A 15,365-nucleotide genomic window follows, 5' to 3' on the forward strand; every position below is an offset into this window, starting at 1 on the left:
ACCGATAGTATTATCGGCGCTCAACATACCAACACCAATAGTCGAGATCAATGCTAGAGCTATTCCGCCAGAAAATGCCCCTGTCCTGCCTGCTGCACGGCCTACTGGAACGCTGCTTTGCGGCGGAGAGGCTGGACAGGATTTTCCTGGAGAACGCGAAGGAGCAATACACGCGGGAAATCCTATTTTCGACGGTGTGCGACCTCATGCTGAGCGTGGTCCTCAAGGTCCATCCCTCGATCAACGCGGCCTACCAGAAACACCCGGAACCCCTGGGGGTAACGGTATCCGCGCTCTACGAGAAACTCAAGGGCGTTGAATTATCCGTGTCCCAAGCCCTGCTGCGCGATACCTCGGAAGACCTGTCGGATATTCTCGATGCCCTGGGTTTCACCCCCGAACCCTGGTTGCCGGGTTATCCGGTCCGCCTCCTCGACGGCAACTGTCTGGCGGCGAGCGAGAAACGCCTCGCCGTCCACCGCGAGGTCGGCGGTGCCGCGTTGCCGGGCAAGTCGCTGGTGGTGTTCGACCCGGAGCGCCGCCTGATGCGGGACGTGTTCCCTTGCGAGGACGGACATGCCCAGGAGCGCCGCCTGCTCGACGCCGTGGCCGGTATCCCCAAGGCCGGCGAACTGTGGATCGCCGACCGCAACTTCTGCACCGTGGGATTCCTCGACCGGCTCCAGGGCCGGAACGCCCACGCCTTGATGCGCTTGCACCTGAACCTGCCGCTGACCGAGGAAACCCTGTTTTCCCAGGCCGGGGAACAGGGCGGCGGGCGGCTTTTGGAAAAGCGGGTCGGCGTGGCCGGGCGGCCCTATCGCCTCGTCCGCGTCGAACTCGAACAACCCACCCGCGACGGCGATGCCTTCGTCGATATCCTGACCGACCTCCCGGCGGACATACCCGCCGCCACCGTCGCCGACCTCTACCGCAGGCGCTGGACCCTGGAAACCGCGTTCCAACACGTCGAAAAACATTTCAAGTCCGAGATCGAAACCCTGGCCTATCCCAAGGCCGCCCTGTTCGGATTCGCCCTGGCCCTGGTCGCCTATAACCTCTTCTCGGTCATGATCTCGGCGCTGGACTGCGCCCATGGAAAACCCGTGTCCAAGGATATCTCCGGGTATTATCTCTCCCACGAGATCGCCGCCACTTTCCTCGCGCTCATCCAACTCAGCGGGGTCGGCGACTGGCTGTTCGTCTCCGAACAAACCCCGGCGGAATTCGCCGCGTGGCTGCGCGAAACCGCCCGGAACATCCCGTTGCGTACCCTCAAAAAGCATCCGCGCGGCCCGAAAAAGCCCATCGACAAACCGCCCTACGACCCGAAACAGCCACATGTCTCGACATATCAATTACTTAGGAAGAAGAAGTAGTCACTTTGAAAGGGCTGGCCAAAGCATCTTATCAGATGGGCCAACAATACCGCGACCGGATAAGGTTCCAAGCAAACCCGCCGCGTTCGGATACTGACCTAGCTGCTCTGACAATAACACCGTAAAGGATTTTGACACACCCATTAATCCCTCATCGAAAGCCCAATGGCAAAGCTTGCATAGAGCCATGCCGTTGCCAATATCATCGTTGCGGCTTTCTCTCCAAGGCACGATATGGGCGGCATCCACGGCGCTCCTGCCTTCTGGCGTAATAATCCTGACCCCGCATAATGCGCAACGGTGTTCATAGCTTTTCACGACGATGCGCCGGAATCCCTGGTTTCTTGCCGCATCCCTGTATTTGTCGAACAAGGAAATATCGGAAATCTTTTTTCCATGGGCTTTTTCTTCCAGTAGCGTGCTGTATTGGAATGCTTGTTCATGGAAAACATAAACCTCGGCCAAGGCTTGGCGGGCGCTCGCTGAAAAGCAAGATTGAAATAGGCATTGCGCCAACGCCTCCCGCGATTGTGGATACTGCATAAAGGCAAAAAGCGCATCGTCCAGCCTTGCCCCTAAAATATATTCGCGCAGCTTTTTTACTGTCGATATATCTGGCAATGCGTCTTTTCCAGGCTTAATGACAAGCTCCCAAAACGGCTCGTTCTTCAGGCGAAAAAACGGAAACGCGATGCTGCTTTTGTGTCCGCCGGGCAAAATGCGGTTCCAATAATCCGTGAAAAGCTCATCCAGTTCGTCCAGGTCGCCCTGAATATCGATAAAACTTGTAGTAATGGCATCGCGCCTGACCAAATCCATGATGGCAAGCAACAAGAAAGGTTTATGCGGTGCCCGGTTATGGGTGGCTTCTCCCCATATATTACCGGGCGCACGGGTCAAACTAGAAAATTGTGTGCAATATTCTTGAAGGCTTGTCATCGGCTTGTCCAGTAATCGGCGTTTTCTGGAATAATCCACCGCACGCCGCCGCGTGGGTCTTTACAATCCCCAAAATAGCGGGGAATCAAATGTATATGCAGATGGGGCACGGTTTGGCCCGCCACCGCCCCATCGTTGATGCCTATGTTAAACCCGTCCGGCTTGAATTCATCTTGCAGTTTTATCTGCGCCGTTTTCAATAATCCGAACAAGCTTGCCATTTCACGCTCGGTCGTGTCGAAGAACGACCCGATATGTCTGCGGGGCAAAATCAACGTATGGCCGGGAGAAATAGGAAAGCCATCCCGTATGACGAGCGCCAACGGATCGCTATCGATAATCCGTATGGGCGATAAGCTGCAAAACGGGCATTCGGTCATTGTCTGGGTATCCATATCGAATCTTGGCATTGCAAAATCCGGTGGTTTTCGCAAAGAAAAAGGCTTGCAGGAAAACCCATGCAAGCCTTGGTTGCTATCGCTCCCGCCCCGCCCTACTCCACCGTCACCGATTTCGCCAAATTACGCGGCTGATCGACATCGGTGCCCTTGATCAAGGCCACATGATAGGCCAGCATCTGCAAGGGCACGGTGTAGACGATGGGCGCGACCACTTCGTCGGTTTCGGCCACCCTGAGCAGCTTCACCCCCGGCACGTTCTCCATCGGCGCATCGACATCGGCGAACACATAGAGCTGTCCGCCGCGGGCGTGGACTTCCTGGAGATTGGACTTGAGCTTTTCCAGCAGTTCGTTGTTGGGCGCGACCGCCACCACCGGCATTTGATCGTCGATCAAGGCCAGCGGGCCGTGCTTCAACTCGCCGGACGGATAGGCTTCGGCGTGGATGTAGGAAATCTCCTTGAGCTTCAGCGCCCCTTCCATCGCCACCGGATACTGCGCCCCGCGGCCCAGGTACAGCGCGTGCTGCTTGTCGCCGAATTGCTCGGCCCAGGCTTGGATTTCGTCCTCCAGGCGCAGGACATGGCGGATTTGTTCGGGCAGGGATTCCAGTTCCTTGACGATCCTGGCCTCCTGTTCCGGGCGTAGCGCGTTGCGCTTGCCCAGGGCCACCACCAGCAGCAGCAACGCGGTCAACTGGGTGGTGAACGCCTTGGTCGAGGCCACGCCGACCTCGATGCCGGCGCGGGTCATCAGGGTGGATTCGGATTCGCGGACGATGGAGCTTTCCGGCACGTTGCAGATCGCCAGGGTATGGATATAGCCCAGGTGCTTGGCTTCCTTGAGCGCGGCCAGGGTGTCGGCGGTCTCGCCCGATTGCGAGATGCTGACGAACAGGGTTCCCGGCGGCACCACGTTCTTGCGGTAGCGGAATTCGCTGGCGACCTCCACGCTGCACGGCAGCCCGGCGATGGCTTCCATCCAATACCGCGCCACCATCCCGGCGTGGTAGCTGGTACCGCAGGCCACGATCTGCACCGAACGGATCTGGTCGAACGCCCGTTCCGCCAAGGGGCCGAACGCGGCATCCAACACCTTCCCGGCGCGGATGCGGCCATCCAGGGTTTTCTCGATGGCGACCGGCTGCTCGTGGATTTCCTTCTGCATGTAATGGCGGTATTCGCCGCGTTCCACGGCATCGACCACCAACTTGGTCTCGTGGACCGGGCGTTGCACCGGCTGCCGGTCGCGGTCGTAGACCTCGACGGCCTCGGTGGTCAGTTCGACGCTATCGCCATCTTCCAGGAACACGAAGCGCTGGGTTTCCCCGACCAAGGCGAAGATATCGGAGGCGACGAAATTCTCGCTTTCGCCCAGGCCCACCACCAGGGGACTGCCATGGCGGGCGGCGACCAGGCGGCGCGGGGCTTGGGCGCTGATGACGGCGATGGCGTAGGCCCCTTCCAGGATGGCGCAGGTGCGTTGGACCGCCTCGCGCAAGTCGAGCCCCGCCGCCAGGAAGGCATGGACCTGATGCGCGATCACCTCGGTATCGGTCTCGGACTCGAATTCATAGCCCTGCTGCGCCAGATTCCGGCGCAATGCGTCGTGGTTCTCGATGATGCCGTTATGCACCACGGCCACGGTGTCCCGGCACAGATGGGGATGGGCGTTGCGCTCGGACGGCACGCCATGGGTGGCCCAGCGGGTGTGGGCGATGCCGATCTTGCCCTCGGCGCGGCAGGTTTCCAAGGCGGTTTCCAAGGCCTTGATCTTGCCCTTCTTGCGGACCCGCCGCAGTTGCTCGGCGTCGTCCAACACGGCGACGCCCGCCGAGTCGTAGCCGCGGTATTCCAAACGGCGCAAGCCTTCCAACAACACGGGGGTGACGATGCGGTGCGCGACCGCGCCTACGATTCCACACATGGTTCAGCTCCTTGATTTGACGGGGCGTTGCCAGCCCGCGATGGTGACCTGCTTGGCGCGGGTCAGGGTCAGTTGCCCTTGGGGGGCTTCCTTGGTGATGACCGAGCCGGCCCCGATGGTGGCGTTCCTGCCGATACGCACCGGGGCCACCAGCGAGGAATCCGAGCCGACGAAGACGCCGTCCTCGATGATGGTCTTGTGCTTGTTGGCCCCGTCGTAATTGCAGGTGATGGTGCCCGCGCCGATATTGACGCCCGCGCCCATTTCGGTATCGCCGATATAGCTCAGGTGGTTGGCCTTGGAACCCTGGGCGATGGTGGATTTCTTGATCTCGACGAAATTGCCGATGTGGACGTCCTCGGCCAGCCGGGTTTCCGGGCGCAGGCGGGCGAAGGGTCCGATGCGGCCGGCCCGGCCCACCACCGAATCTTCCAGCACGCAATTGGCGAAGATTTCTACGTCGTCGCCGATTTCGCAATCGCGGATCAAGGTGTTGGGGCCGATCCTGACCCGGTCGCCCAGCTTGATCCGGCCTTCCAGGATCACGTTGACATCGATTTCCACGTCGCGGCCCAGTGCGACGATCTCGCCGCGCAGGTCGAAACGGGCCGGATCGCGCAGCGTGGCCCCGGCCAGCATCAGCGCCTCGGCTTGTTCAGCCTGGAACACCCGTTCCAGATGGGCCAGTTGCTGGCGGTTGTTGACGCCCAGGACTTCGTCCATCGAGGCGGGCTGGGCGGTTTCCACCGCGCAACCCTCGGCCACGGCCAGGGCGATGACATCGGTCAGGTAATATTCGCCCTGGGCGTTATCGGTGCCGAGCCGGGCCAGCCAGGATTTGAGCCGCCGACCGTTGAGCGCGAGGATGCCGGTATTGCCTTCGGTGATGGCGCGTTCTTGGGGGCTGGCGTCCTTTTCCTCGACGATGCGCAACACCCGGCCCGCCGCGTCGCGGACGATGCGGCCATAGCCGTGGGGATCGTCGAGTTCCACCGTGAGCAGCCCCAGGCTATCGGGACCGGCCAGGGGCAGGAGTTTCTCGACGGTGGCTTTTTTCAGCAAGGGCACATCGCCGTAGAGGATCAGCACGGTGGCCTCGTCGCCGATGCCATCGGCCACCTGCATCACGGCATGGCCGGTGCCGAGTTGTTGTTTTTGTTCGGCCCAGGTGGCGTCGAGATGGGCCAGGGTTTGCGGCACCTGTTCGCCGCCATGGCCATAGATGAGGGTGATTTGGTCGGGGGACAAGGACGCCGCCAGGGCGTGGACATGTTCGAGCAGGGATCGATGTCCGACCTTGTGCAGGACTTTGGGGAGAGCGGAACGCATACGGGTTCCCTGGCCTGCGGCCAAGATGATGATTTCCAAGGGCATTGGGATGAATCCTGTGGAACGGAAGCTACGGAGGGTGGGAAGCGCGACCAGTCCGGCGCGCCGGGACATTCTAGCCGTGGGCCGGGATCGTAGGCTATCGGTGGAGTTACGCGGGGATGCGGGGGCGGATTACCCCCAAGGTTCCACCGCGCCCGGCCCGGCGCAAAACTCCAGCTCCATACCCAAAGCCAGATTGGCGACCTTGGTATGGAACGAACGATCATGCCTATTTTCCACCGGATGGTCATAGACCAATTTATACTTAGGACATCGCTTGGATAAACCCAATAATTGCCGGTGCATATAATCCACTGCCCGCCGGTTTTCCAAACCGATGGAATAATGCTGGATGGTATCTTCCTGGAACATCTCGCTCGCCCTCCGTGGGCAAGCAATATCCAGGGTGTCGATGGCCGGGAATACCGGGATATCCAGGCGATCGACGGGCCGGACGATATCGAATAATTCCAGTATCGATACCCGTCCCGCCAAGCATAGCCTCAAACACAGGATTTCGGCATGAGCGCCCACCCGCCGCCGCAAAGCCGGGGAAGCCGGGAAGCGCGATATAGGTTCGATTTGTATGGGATTCTGTGCAATCCGACTCAAACTATCGATCCAATCGTCGAGACAGCACAACAATAAATCGAAGGGCTGGTGGATTTCCAAGCCTATATGATTCAGCCATGGCCAGGGAGCCAGGGACAAAACCGCTTGCGCCAGATCGGCATGGCCCTCGAAAAAAACCTCGCGCAACAGGCTATCGACCCGTATGGAGCGGACTTTGGCGACGGCTTGGATAAGCTTTCTAAAATCATGGCGCTGAATATCGAGCCATTTATTCTCGTCGTCGATCTGCTTCGCCAGCAATTGCTGCCCGTAGATGCGCCGCAAACCCTGGAAATCCAAGCGCCTACCCGGATATTGATGGTTATGGTTTTCGTCCAAGACATCCCCCACCCCCGCCACCACCCGGCATGACGGCAGCTGAATTCCATGGTCACCAATAGGTGAATTGCGGGAAGCATTATCGTATCATCGGATGCCCCGCCAAGCTTCTGGCGAAAGCGGCAAAACCAACTCAATACTTCCTATAAGGCACTGAAATATGAAAAAATCAACCCTCTTCAACACGGCCAGCACCGCGCTGTCGATGGCCGCATCGCTCTGGGGCATAAACGCCCAGGCCGGTTCCATCTCGCTGAATGTGAACTACTCGCCCAACGGGGATAATATCACCAGCGTGACCGACGGCTATCTCCATAACACGTTCACCGCCAGCCCAACCGCGGTATCCGGTATCGCCTGGGGGTTTGGCATCTATGCCAATGGCAGTGGCGGATGCACCACTTCTTGGGATGGCAGCACCTTTTCCCTAGGCGCTTGCATTGGTGCCTTCGTCATCGCCACGGATGTCAACCCAAACAGCATGGAGGTTTATCTGGTTGCGCAAGGGGCTTCCCAAGCGGACCTCAATGCCTTTGGCGGCGCATTCGACTCGGCGATCGCCAGCAGCCTTGGCGGTGGCACGGTCAACGATTATTTAAACTTTTACCAGATTGAAGCCACCGGGGGCACCCAAGATATCACCAGCATGACGGCGGGAACATTCGGCGGAATAGGCAACGACGCCGTGGTGACGCTGACCACCCCCGCCAGCGTGCCCGAACCGGCGAGCCTGGCCCTGCTGACCGCCGGCTTGGCCGGTCTGGTCGGCACCCGCCGCCGCAAGGTCCACTAAGCCCGGTCCCGCGCCCACCCGGAAACGGGCGGGCCGCCGCGTTTCAATCCTCCCCACCGGCGGGCCGCATGGCCTCCAACAACGCCTCCACCTGCGCCCTGAGGGCCGGGCGGTCGATCTTCCCCACCGACGTCTTCTTGATCGACGGCGCGGCCAGGAATCCCAAGGGCCGCTGTTCGGGCGGCAGGCTCACGGCGCAATAGGACGCCAGGAATTCATGGCGCAAGGGTTCATCCGCGACCACCACGGCGACCGGTTCCTCGCCCGGCCCGTCCTTGGCGGGCAGGCCGATCACCGCCGCCTCCTTGATCCCCGGCAGGGCCATCAACACCGCCTCGATTGCATAGGGGTAGATTTCCACCCCGGCGCGGACGATCAAATCGGTCTTCCGCCCTTTCAAATGGACCCAACCCCCGGCGTCGATGGCGGCCAGATCGCCCGGATAATACCAACCTTCCCGGAACGCCTCGGGACCACGGGCGGCGTCTTCCTCCAGCAGAAAGCCCTCGGCCACGGTCGCGCCGCGGCAGCGCAAATGCCCGGTGGCCCCGGACGCCAACCGGACCCCGGCGGCATCGACCACTTCGAGGACGGCGCCGGGCGCGGCCCGGCCCACCGTCCCGGCCTGGGCGGCGATATCGCCGGGCCGCAGCCCCGAAATCATGCCGAAGCCGGACGCGCCGTAGATTTCATGGAACTCCGGGGTCACGCGCTCCCGCAAGGCCCGTTTCTCCGCGGGCGACAAGGGCAGGCCCAGGGACACCAAGGCCCGCAGACGGGGCAGGAAAGGCCCGTCCTCCCGGTCGCAACTCGCCAGGAGGGCGCGGCACATGTTCGCCGTGGCGAAGCACACCGCGTCCTCGTAGGCGGCGAGGGCGCGGGCGAATGGGTTGAGGCGGTCGAAGCCGGGCAGGATGTGCAAGGTTCCGCCGAACAATATCTGGTTGATGGCGAATTCGTGGAAAGCGGCGTTGCTGACCGGGGCTTTGAGCAAGGCGTGGCCCGGATCGTCCGGCGTCCAGCGCCCGCCCAGGAATTCGGCATAGACCGGGGCGCGGGCCAGGCGCTGGCGGTGGGTGGTGACGGTGGCCTTGGGCGGTCCCGAACTACCGGAGGTGAGGATCACCAGCCGGTTGTCCCCGGCCCGCTTATCACAGCGGGCGTCTCCGGCATGGCCTTCGAGCGCGCGCCGCCATCCCGCCCCGACGGCCACCCGCAGCGGCAGCCCGCCGCCCGCCGCCATGCCGTATTCCAGGAACAACGCCTTGATGGCACAACGCTGGATGACCGCGTCCTGCATCGGCGGCGGCAGGTCGGTGGGGATCTCGATGGGGGTCGCCCCGATCCGCATCAGGGCGAAGGCCAGGATGAAATGGTCGGCGTGGTTGTCGAGGATCAGGCCCACGCGGTCCCCGGCCTCCACCCCCAACCCGCGCAAATAACGGCTGGCCGCGCCGACCCAGGCGGCGAATTCCCTGTAGCTCAGAACGGTCGGTCCTTCCACCAGGGCGGGCACCTGGGGGCGGCGCTCCGCGTGGTGGAAGATCGCATCGGAAAGGTTTTCCCAGGCGGGCAGCATATTTCCTCCGGTGGATGGATAAGGGCGGGCGTGGCGCTGCCACGGCCAGGATTCGCGGTGAGTGCTCCGCGCAAGGTGAGCCGAAATCCAGCGGCCAGGGATGGCAAACCCCGGCATCGCCGCGGGGAGGTTGCTTTGTATCCACACAGGGAATGGCCGCCCCAGGCCCGGCGGCGTCATTTTAACCGGCGGAGCGTTTAAACTTAGCGCTTCGATAGCCACGGCGGCACCGCCCGGCACTCCCGCAACCCGCTACCGCCCCGACCCAAAGACGTGCCCCCCGATTCCCCTTTCGCGGCCCATCGCGGCCAAATCCTCCCATTGCAACGCTTCCAGGCCCAGGTCTCGGCCTTGGCCGGACGCCTGCCCGACGCGCCCTATGCCGTGAATTTTTGCGAGGACCGCTACCACTTCTGCGTGGCCTTCGCGGCCTGTCTGGCGCGGGGCATCGTCACGCTCGCCCCGCCCGACCGCAGCCCCCGCAATCTGGCCCTGCTGGCACAAGGCTATCCGGGCGCGTTGCGCCTGATCGACGGCACCACACCCTGCGCCCTGGGCACGGATGGCTACCGGATCGATCTGGAAACCCTGCCGCCACCGGCCCATCCGGTCCCGCTCCCGATTCCGCCGGAGCGCTTGGCCTTGATCGCCTTCACCTCGGGCAGCACCGGCGAACCCCAGGCCCACGCCAAAACCTGGGGTTCCCTCTGCGAAAGCGCCCGCTTGATCGAGCAAGCGCTGGGACCGGTGCGGGGCAAGCGCATCGTCGCCACCGTGCCGCCCCAGCATATGTACGGCCTGGAACTCAGCATCCTGCTGCCGCTGTGCCGGGGCGGGGTGTTGGACGCGGCCAAAACCTTCTTCCCCGGCGATATCGCGCAAGCCCTGGCCGCGGCCCCCGGCCCCAAAATCCTGGTGACGACGCCCATCCACCTGCGGGCCTTGATGGGCGAAGCCGGGGATTGGCCCGCGCTGGATCGGATCGTATCCGCCACCGCCCCGCTCGACGCCGGACTGGCCGGCGAATGCGAGCGCCGTTTCCGCGCCCCGCTGATCGAAATCTACGGCTGCACCGAGGCCGGTTCCATCGCCAGCCGGAGGACGGTCGAGGGGGGCGAATGGGCGTGGTTCGAAGGCGTCGCTTGGGCCGGTGACGGCGGGGCCGGACATCTGCGTGCGGCGCACCTCGCGGCCCCGGTCCCGCTCAACGACCTCATCGAGCCACGGGGGGAACGCCATTTCCTGCTACGGGGCCGCGCCGCCGACCTGCTGAACATCGCGGGCAAGCGCAATTCCATCGGTGCCTTGAACCGGGCCTTGCTGGACATCGAAGGCGTGGCGGACGGGGCGTTCTTCCTGCCGGACGAGGTGGATGGGAAAACCGCCCGCTTGGTCGCCTTCGCCGTGGCCCCCGGATTGAGCGCCGAAACCCTCCTGCGCCGTTTGCGGGAGCAACTCGACCCGGCCTTCGTGCCACGCACGGTCCATCTATTGGATGCCCTGCCCCGCAACGAGACCGGCAAGCTGCCACGGCACAAGCTGGCGGAACTGCTGCGGGAACGTTCGGGCGGTTGATTCAAGCGCCCCGCCCGCCTGGAATCCGGTGCCCGACGGCGGGCAACCATAGGCGCAGGCCGGGCGCGGTCATCAGGGTGCTGGCGACGGCCATCAGCACCAGCATGGTGAACACGGGCCGGGTGATGAGTCCCAAGTCATAGCCCAGGTTGACCACGATCAATTCCATCAGGGCGCGGGTGTTCATCATGATGGCGATGTTGCGCGATTCCGCCGCCGAGAGACCGGCCCACCGCGCCGCCAGGTAGCAGCCGCCGAATTTCCCCAGCACCGCCAACCCGATCAACAGCCCGCACCAAGCCCATAGCTCGCCGCTGGCTAGGCTCCCGATATCGGTCCTCAGTCCGGTGTAGGTGAAAAAGATCGGTAGGAAAAACACCATGATCAGGCTCTCCACCTGATGCTTCCAGGCACTCACCAAGTCGTGCCGGTCGTGCAGCAAAACCCCGACCGTGAAACCACCGAAGATGGCGAAAATCCCCAACTGGCTGGTCAACAGCGCCGAACCGAACACCACGACCAGCAACAGCGCCAACAAGTCCTGCGGCAGGCTGTCCGGCCCATGGGGAAACCAGCGCAGCACGCGCCGCAACACGGGCCGCAGGACGAACCAGGACGCCAGCAGATAGGCCAGCAACCCGCCGATCTGGGTGGCGGTCGCGACCCAGGAAAACCGGCTCGCGGCCACCGCCGCCACCAAGGCCAGCAGCACCCAACCCACCGCGTCGCTGGTCGCCGCCGCCGCGATGGTGATGACGCCCAGGCGGTGCCGGGTCAGGCCGAATTCGATCATGATGCGCCCGAGGATGGGCACGGCGGTGATGGACAGGGCGACGCCGAGCAGCAGGCTATAGGCCAGGGGCGGTACGCCGGGCGCGAGGACCGGGGCCGAAGCCCAGCCGAAGCCCAAGCCCAGCGCGAAGGGCGCGACGATGCCCGCCAGCGTGACGAGGACCACCGCCCGGCGGTTGCGCCGCTCCCCCAAGTGGGAGAAATCGAATTCCAGCCCGACCTGGAACATCAACAGGATCAAGCCGATTTGGCTGACGATGGTGAGCGGCGCGGCATCCACCGAGCGGAACAGCCAATGGAAGGCGTCCGGGGCCAAGGCACCTAACATCGACGGCCCCAACATCAAGCCCGCCACGATCTCGCCCACGGCGCGGGGTTGCCCCAGCCTCCTTGCGACATGGCCGGCCACGCGGGCGGCCAGGATGATCAAGCCGATTTGCAACAGGGTGAAACACAGCAGGGTTTCCGCGCCCTGCGCCTTCATACCATGCCCCCGTTGATCCCGAATACCTGCCCGGTGATATAGGACGCCCGTTCCGAGGCCAGGAAGGCGACCAGATCGGCCACTTCCTCGGGCCGGCCAGCCCGTTTCATGGGTACCAGGGCGGCGATGCGCCCGGCGTCGAACGCCGCCCCGCTCATGGCGCTCTCGATGATGCCAGGCGCCACCACGTTGACCAGCACATTGCGGGACGCCAGTTCGATGGCCAGCGACTTGCTGGCCCCGATCAAACCGGCCTTGGCGGCGGCATAATTGGCCTGCCCCCGGTTGCCGGTCAGGGCCGCGACCGAGGCGATATTCACCACCCGGCCCCAACGGGTCCGCAGCATCGGCATCAACAAGGGCCGGGTGACGTTGAAGAACCCGTTCAGGGACACATCGATCACCCGGTCCCATTGGTCGCGGCCCATGCCCACCATGGGAACATCCTCGTGCAACCCGGCATTGTTGACCACGACTTGTATGGGCCGGGCCTCGCTCCGTTCCCCCAGGATACGGGCGCAGGCTTCGGCATCGGTCACATCGAAAGCCAAGGCTTCGGCGGAACCGCCGGTTTGCAGGATTTCCCCGGCCAGCGCCTCCGCCCGTTCCAGGTTGCGGTGGGCGTGGACCAGCACATGAAAACCCTCCGCCGCCAGCGCCCGCACAATCGCCGCGCCGATGGCACCGCTGCCCCCCGTCACCAAAGCCTGCTTCATCGTCCCGCTTCCTCAGGAAAAAACACCGCCGCCCGCCCCGCGACCAACACCCGGCCCAGGGCGGCGAGGCTGAACTCATACATCGCGCTATCGGCCCGCAGCGCCAGTTGATGGATGTGGATATCCAGGTCCGCGGGAATATCGTCCAGGCGGGCCACGGTCCAGGTGATTTCCCGCGCCAGGGCCAAAAACCCCTGCCGCGCCGCGCCCCCGCCCGCCCGCAAAGCGCCATGTACGGCCATGGCCTGGGCGGCGTATTCGATCCCCGCGCACGGGGACAGTTGGCCTTCGCGCCGGAGCGGATTATCCGCCGCGCGATGGCTTTGGGCCGTCGCGTGCAGGCGCTCGGCGTCATAAGCCAACACCCGGTCCAAGAGGCTCATGGACCCGGCGTGGGGAAGCAAATGGGCGAATTCGGAGCGGCTCAGAACCATGGCCGCACTTCCAGGCGCAGGCAACCGCCCATGCCGCAGCCGAGCCGGATTTCGGCATCCCTATCCCCGGCCAAGGCGGCCAACAAGGGCAGGCCGCGGGCGGCGGGATTGCCCAGCCTGAGGCTTTCCAGGCCCGGATCGTCCAAGCGCGTGGCGGGCAAGCCCTCCGGCAGGAAGCCGCCCCGCAACTCGGCGATGACACCCGGCGCGGCGCTGGCCCGCAACCGCAAAGCCACCCCGAACGGGGCCGACAGCGGCCTGAATTCCGCGACCGGGAACGGCGGTGGCAGGTCGTAGGCCACCAGCAGCACCTCCTTGCCGTCAAGGCCACAGCGCAGCAAAGCCTCGGCCAAGCCGGAGCCGAAGCTGTCGTCGTAGCCGCACAGGCTATCGACCGCGCCCCGGCAGCCGGTGGCGATGCTCCAATAGCCCGAGGCGGCGTTATGCACGGAATTATGGAACGCCGTGGGCGAAAGGCGGCGGTCGGGCCCGGCCAGTTGCTCGAAGATGCCATGGATCACCTCGACCTCGCCGCCCGACGAGGCGAACACCGCCACGATATTGCCAGGATCGGCCCCGCCCAAGGCCGCGCCCGCCACATCCACGGCCAGGCGCGTGACCAGGGTCGCGCGGCGGCGCTCGGTGGCGGGCAGGCCGGTCCCGGTTGGGCGGGGCATCGCGGCGGGCGCATAGGGTTCGATCCCGGCCAGGATGGCCCGGCTCGCCGCCCAGCCTTCGAGTCCCGGTCCCAACAAACCGACCCCGGCGATATACACGCGCCTCATGGTCCCAACCTCCCGAGCAACAGGCTGGCGTTGTTGCCGCCGAAACCGAAGGCATTGCACAGGACGGCGTTCATGGGGCGGTGGCGGGGTTCGAGCAGGATATGGGCGGAAAAATCGGGATCGACCCGCCGGGTTTGGAGGCTGTGGGGCGCGAAGCCTTCCTCCAGGCACAGGCAGGCGACCAGCGCGTTGAGGATGCCCGCCGCGCCCAGGGTATGGCCGGTCCAGCCCTTGATGGAACTGCACAGGGCGTCCGGTCCCAGCACCGTATGCAGCGCCCGGTCCTCGGCGCTATCGTTGCCACGGGTGGCGGTACCGTGCAGCACGGTGTAATCGACCGCGCCCGGACCCAGCCCGGCGCGGCCCAGGCACTCGGCCATGGCAGCCGCCGCGCCCGCGCCTTCCGGGTGCGGCGAGGACATATGGTAGGCGTCGGCGCTTTCGCCATAGCCCAGCAAGGCCAGGCCGGACCCGCCCCCGGCCCGCTCTAACAACGCGAACCCGGCCCCTTCGCCGATGGAAATGCCTTTGCGTAGCACGTCCGCCGGGCGGCAAGGCTCGTCCGAGACCAGTTCCAGCGCCGCGAAGCCATACAGGGTCGTGAGGCATAGGCTATCGGACCCGCCCACCACCACCGCATCGCACCAATCCGCCGCCAACCAGCGGGCCGCGCTGGCGAAGACCTTGGCGCTGGACGAACAAGCCGTCGATATCGCTACGGCGGGACCGGCGAGCCCTAGGTAATCGCGGACGAAATCGGCGAGGGCGGAGGTGTTCTGGACCCGCCGGTAGCGGAAACCGCGGGGCAGACGGCCTTGGGCGTCGCGGTCGCGGTAGGCCGCTTCGGTTTCGAGGATGCCGGAGGTGCTGGTGCCGACGATCACGCCGACGCGCCTGGCCCCGTAACGCCCGCGGGCTTCCGCCACCCGCTCGGCGAAGCCATCGCATTCCAGGGCCATCCGGGCCAGGCGGTGGTTGCGGCATTCGTAGCGCGCCCAGCGTCCGGGCAGGGGAAGTGTTTCCACGCCCTCGACCCGCCCGATCCAGGTGGCGAGGTCGGTCCCTGGGAAATCGCAAGGCCGCAGCCCCGAACACCCGGAGCGCAAAGCCGCCAGCGTCGCGGCCCGGCCCACGCCCAAGGCGTTGACCAGGGCATAGGCGCGGATGGCGATAGAGGGCATGGGCGGGGAGACAGCCAATGCCGAAGCTTGGGCTTGGGTTTCTAATTCTAAAAACATAGG

At 64.2% G+C, this 15,365-nt stretch carries 14 protein-coding genes; 3 read left to right on the forward strand and 11 right to left on the reverse strand.

Features of this window, described 5'->3' with window-relative positions:
• Positions 1-50 precede the first annotated feature (50 nt).
• Entirely contained in the window at positions 51-1,379 is a 1,329-nt protein-coding gene (locus K5658_RS00090) for a transposase (protein ID WP_221063785.1), read from the forward strand.
• On the opposite strand, the gene K5658_RS00095 is transcribed toward K5658_RS00090, so the two are convergent.
• From K5658_RS00095 to K5658_RS00115, 5 genes are all read right to left on the reverse strand, one after another.
• Positions 1,380-2,318: an HNH endonuclease gene (locus K5658_RS00095; protein ID WP_221064970.1), complete on the reverse strand. Its 939-nt coding sequence runs from the start codon at positions 2,316-2,318 to the stop codon at positions 1,380-1,382. It lies immediately after the preceding gene.
• Positions 2,315-2,728, reverse strand: a complete 414-nt coding sequence (locus tag K5658_RS00100) for an HIT family protein (RefSeq protein ID WP_246628529.1) — start codon at positions 2,726-2,728, stop codon at positions 2,315-2,317. Before K5658_RS00100 ends, K5658_RS00095 begins: the two co-directional genes overlap by 4 nt.
• An 83-nt stretch (positions 2,729-2,811) precedes the next feature.
• Complete coding sequence (glmS, locus tag K5658_RS00105; protein WP_221064971.1) at positions 2,812-4,644, reverse strand: glutamine--fructose-6-phosphate transaminase (isomerizing); 1,833 nt, start codon at positions 4,642-4,644, stop codon at positions 2,812-2,814.
• 3 nt (positions 4,645-4,647) lie between these two features.
• Positions 4,648-6,018, reverse strand: coding sequence for a bifunctional UDP-N-acetylglucosamine diphosphorylase/glucosamine-1-phosphate N-acetyltransferase GlmU (gene glmU / locus K5658_RS00110; RefSeq protein WP_221064972.1), 1,371 nt, complete (start codon positions 6,016-6,018; stop codon positions 4,648-4,650).
• Positions 6,019-6,147: 129 nt separating this feature from the next.
• Positions 6,148-6,966 (reverse strand): hypothetical protein, encoded by an 819-nt coding sequence (locus tag K5658_RS00115; RefSeq protein WP_221064973.1) that lies wholly within the window; start codon positions 6,964-6,966, stop codon positions 6,148-6,150.
• Positions 6,967-7,126: 160 nt separating this feature from the next.
• Between K5658_RS00115 and K5658_RS00120 the strand changes: the two genes are divergently transcribed.
• Complete coding sequence (locus tag K5658_RS00120) at positions 7,127-7,759, forward strand: PEP-CTERM sorting domain-containing protein (RefSeq protein WP_221064974.1); 633 nt, start codon at positions 7,127-7,129, stop codon at positions 7,757-7,759.
• A gap of 43 nt (positions 7,760-7,802) precedes the next feature.
• Here the strand turns inward: K5658_RS00120 and K5658_RS00125 are convergent, their stop codons facing one another.
• Entirely contained in the window at positions 7,803-9,338 is a 1,536-nt protein-coding gene (locus K5658_RS00125; protein ID WP_221064975.1) for a class I adenylate-forming enzyme family protein, read from the reverse strand.
• 273 nt (positions 9,339-9,611) lie between these two features.
• Here K5658_RS00125 and K5658_RS00130 point away from each other — a divergent pair, with 273 nt between their 5' ends.
• The gene (locus tag K5658_RS00130) at positions 9,612-10,913 is read left to right on the forward strand and encodes an AMP-binding protein (RefSeq protein WP_221064976.1); all 1,302 of its coding nucleotides are present in this window, start codon (positions 9,612-9,614) and stop codon (positions 10,911-10,913) included.
• A 1-nt stretch (position 10,914) separates the two neighbouring features.
• Here K5658_RS00130 and K5658_RS00135 read toward each other — a convergent pair whose 3' ends face one another.
• The 5 genes from K5658_RS00135 to K5658_RS00155 are packed head-to-tail and all read right to left on the reverse strand — an operon-like array spanning position 10,915 to position 15,362.
• Positions 10,915-12,189 carry a cation:proton antiporter gene (locus K5658_RS00135; RefSeq protein WP_221064977.1) on the reverse strand — a complete coding sequence of 425 codons (1,275 nt, stop codon included), beginning with the start codon at positions 12,187-12,189 and terminating at the stop codon, positions 10,915-10,917.
• Entirely contained in the window at positions 12,186-12,905 is a 720-nt protein-coding gene (fabG, locus tag K5658_RS00140) for a 3-oxoacyl-ACP reductase FabG (RefSeq protein WP_221064978.1), read from the reverse strand. The genes K5658_RS00135 and fabG overlap by 4 nt, the downstream gene beginning before the upstream one ends.
• Positions 12,902-13,339: a hotdog family protein gene (locus tag K5658_RS00145; RefSeq protein WP_221064979.1), complete on the reverse strand. Its 438-nt coding sequence runs from the start codon at positions 13,337-13,339 to the stop codon at positions 12,902-12,904. Before K5658_RS00145 ends, fabG begins: the two co-directional genes overlap by 4 nt.
• Positions 13,330-14,124: a beta-ketoacyl synthase chain length factor gene (locus K5658_RS00150; RefSeq protein ID WP_221064980.1), complete on the reverse strand. Its 795-nt coding sequence runs from the start codon at positions 14,122-14,124 to the stop codon at positions 13,330-13,332. The genes K5658_RS00145 and K5658_RS00150 overlap by 10 nt, the downstream gene beginning before the upstream one ends.
• Positions 14,121-15,362 carry a beta-ketoacyl-ACP synthase gene (locus tag K5658_RS00155; RefSeq protein ID WP_246628530.1) on the reverse strand — a complete coding sequence of 414 codons (1,242 nt, stop codon included), beginning with the start codon at positions 15,360-15,362 and terminating at the stop codon, positions 14,121-14,123. The genes K5658_RS00150 and K5658_RS00155 overlap by 4 nt, the downstream gene beginning before the upstream one ends.
• Between the last annotated feature and the right edge of the window lie 3 nt (positions 15,363-15,365).

The organism is Methylomagnum ishizawai (assembly GCF_019670005.1).
GTDB lineage: Bacteria > Pseudomonadota > Gammaproteobacteria > Methylococcales > Methylococcaceae > Methylomagnum > Methylomagnum ishizawai.